Origin of the sequence: Limosilactobacillus frumenti DSM 13145 (genome assembly GCF_001436045.1) — a bacterium.
GTDB lineage: Bacteria > Bacillota > Bacilli > Lactobacillales > Lactobacillaceae > Limosilactobacillus > Limosilactobacillus frumenti.
On record NZ_AZER01000007.1, the window covers coordinates 1 to 3267 of the forward strand.

Annotated in this window: 2 rRNA genes; both read right to left on the minus strand. The window is 51.1% G+C overall.

Features of this window, described 5'->3' with window-relative positions:
• Nucleotides 1–117: ribosomal RNA gene (rrf, locus tag FD27_RS01450) — 5S ribosomal RNA — on the minus strand.
• Nucleotides 118–202: 85 nt separating this feature from the next.
• Nucleotides 203–3127: ribosomal RNA gene (locus FD27_RS01455) — 23S ribosomal RNA — on the minus strand.
• Nucleotides 3128–3267: the final 140 nt, after the last annotated feature.

The window sequence follows — 3267 nt, forward strand, 5'->3', positions numbered from 1 at the left end:
GCGTGGCAACGTCCTATCCTCGCAGGGAGCGATCCCCCAACTACTTTCGGCGTGTTGAAGCTTAACTTCTGTGTTCGGCATGGGAACAGGTGTATCCTTCAAGCCATCATCACCACACTATGTTAGTCCCTTCGGACTGAGAGCTTGTGCTCTCAAAACTAAATAATATCTTTTCCCCAAAACATTCCTCAACCGCTTTGCCTTGGTTAAGTCCTCGACCGATTAGTAATGGTCCGCTCCACACCTCACGGTGCTTCCACTTCCATCCTATCTACCTCATCATCTCTGAGGGGTCTTACTTCCCCGAAGGGAATGGGAAATCTCATCTCGAGGCGAGTTTCACGCTTAGATGCTTTCAGCGTTTATCTCATCCATACATAGCTACCCAGCGGTGCTCCTGGCGGAACAACTGGTACACCAGCGGTATGTCCATCCCGGTCCTCTCGTACTAAGGACAGGTCCTCTCAAATTTCCTACGCCCGCGACGGATAGGGACCGAACTGTCTCACGACGTTCTGAACCCAGCTCGCGTACCGCTTTAATGGGCGAACAGCCCAACCCTTGGGACCGACTACAGCCCCAGGATGCGATGAGCCGACATCGAGGTGCCAAACCTCCCCGTCGATGTGGACTCTTGGGGGAGATAAGCCTGTTATCCCCAGGGTAGCTTTTATCCGTTGAGCGATGGCCCTTCCATACGGAACCACCGGATCACTAAGCCCGACTTTCGTCCCTGCTCGACCTGTCTGTCTCGCAGTCAAGCTCGCTTGTGCCTTTACACTCTGCGAATGATTTCCAACCATTCTGAGCGAACCTTTGGGCGCCTCCGTTACCTTTTGGGAGGCGACCGCCCCAGTCAAACTGCCCACCTGACACTGTCTCCCAGCACGTTCAGTGCTGCGGGTTAGAGTGGTCATAATGCAAGGGTAGTATCCCACCAACGCCTCCGTCGAAACTAGCGTTCCGACTTCTACGGCTCCTACCTATCCTGTACAAGCAGTACAAACACTCAATATCAAGCTACAGTAAAGCTCCATGGGGTCTTTCCGTCCTGTCGCGGGTACCCTGCATCTTCACAGGGATTTCAATTTCACCGAGTCTCTCGTTGAGACAGCGCCCAGATCGTTACGCCTTTCGTGCGGGTCGGAACTTACCCGACAAGGAATTTCGCTACCTTAGGACCGTTATAGTTACGGCCGCCGTTTACTGGGGCTTCAATTCAGAGCTTCGCCGAAGCTAACCCTTCCTTTTAACCTTCCAGCACCGGGCAGGCGTCAGCCCCTATACTTCATCTTACGATTTTGCAGAAACCTGTGTTTTTGATAAACAGTCGCCTGGGCCTATTCACTGCGGCTGGCCTTGCGACCAGCACCCCTTCTCCCGAAGTTACGGGGTCATTTTGCCGAGTTCCTTAACGAGAGTTCTCTCGCTCACCTTAGGATTCTCTCCTCGACTACCTGTGTCGGTTTGCGGTACGGGCAGTTAACGTGCTCCTTAGAAGCTTTTCTCGGCAGTGTGACATCAGCGACTTCGCTACTATAAATTTCGCTCCCCATCACAACTTGTCAACCCGAATGTAAGCATTTGACTCACATCCTGACTCGTTGCTTGGCCGTACTCTTCCAATCGTACGGTTCGCTTAGCCTCCTGCGTCCCTCCATCGTCAAACGCAGTTAACTGGTACAGGAATCTCAACCTGTTATCCATCGCCTACGCCTCTCGGCCTCGGCTTAGGTCCCGACTTACCCTGGGTGGACGAGCCTTCCCCAGGAAACCTTAGTCATTCGGTGGACAGGATTCTCACCTGTCTTTCGCTACTCATACCGGCATTCTCACTTCTAAGCGCTCCACCAGTCCTCACGGTCTAGCTTCACCGCCCTTAGAACGCTCTCCTATCACGTGCACGTAGTGCACATCCACAGTTTCGGTAATATGCTTAGCCCCGGTACATTTTCGGCGCAGGATCACTCGACTAGTGAGCTATTACGCACTCTTTAAATGGTGGCTGCTTCTGAGCCAACATCCTAGTTGTCTATGCAACTCCACATCCTTTTCCACTTAGCATATATTTAGGGACCTTAACTGGTGATCTGGGCTGTTCCCCTTTACACGGTGGATCTTATCACTCATCGTGTGACTCCTGAGTATAAATCAATGGCATTCGGAGTTTATCTGAAGTTGGTAACCCATGACGGGCCCCGTATCCAAACAGTAGCTCTACCTCCACGATTCTATTCCTCAAGGCTCCCCCTAAAGAGATTTCGGAGAGAACCAGCTATCTCCAAGTTCGTTTGGAATTTCACCGCTACCCACACCTCATCCCAGCCATTTTCAACTGACACGGGTTCGGTCCTCCAGTGCGCTTTACCGCACCTTCAACCTGGACATGGGTAGGTCACCTGGTTTCGGGTCTACAACTACATACTTCATACGCCCATTTCAGACTCGCTTTCGCTACGGCTCCGGTTTTTCCACCTTAACCTTGCATGCAATCGTAACTCGCCGGTTCATTCTGCAAGAGGCACGCCGTCACCCATTAATGGGCTCCGACAGCTTGTAGGCACATGGTTTCAGGAACTATTTCACTCCCCTTCCGGGGTGCTTTTCACCTTTCCCTCACGGTACTGGTTCACTATCGGTCACTAGGGAGTATTTAGCCTTGCGAGATGGTCCTCGCAGCTTCCGACGGGGTTTCACGTGTCCCGCCGTACTCAGGATCCTGAACTGAGAGTGTGACGTTTCGTCTACGGGGCTTTCACCCTCTTTGGCACAGCTTCCCAACTGTTGCGACTACGTCGCACTTTGGTAACTCAAATGTTCAGTCCTACAACCCCAACGAGCAAGCTCGTTGGTTTGGGCTCTTCCCCTTTCGCTCGCCGCTACTCAGGGAATCGAATTTTCTTTCTCTTCCTGCAGCTACTGAGATGTTTCAGTTCACTGCGTCTACCGCTTGCTAGCTATAGATTCACTAGTCAAGCAACCAACGACTAAGTTGGTTGGGTTTCCCCATTCGGAAATCTCCGGATCAAAGCGTACTTACCGCTCCCCGAAGCATATCGGTGTTAGTCCCGTCCTTCATCGGCTCCTAGTACCAAGGCATTCACCATGCGCCCTTCATAACTTAACCTTGATGATCACTAAGTGATCATCGGATTAATTGAGTTAGCGATTATTTTCATTAAACAACTCAAAATAACGCGGTGTTCTCGGTTTGTTTTGTTAAATAAAGAAAAATGATATTATTTAGTTTTCAAAGTACAAGCTCTG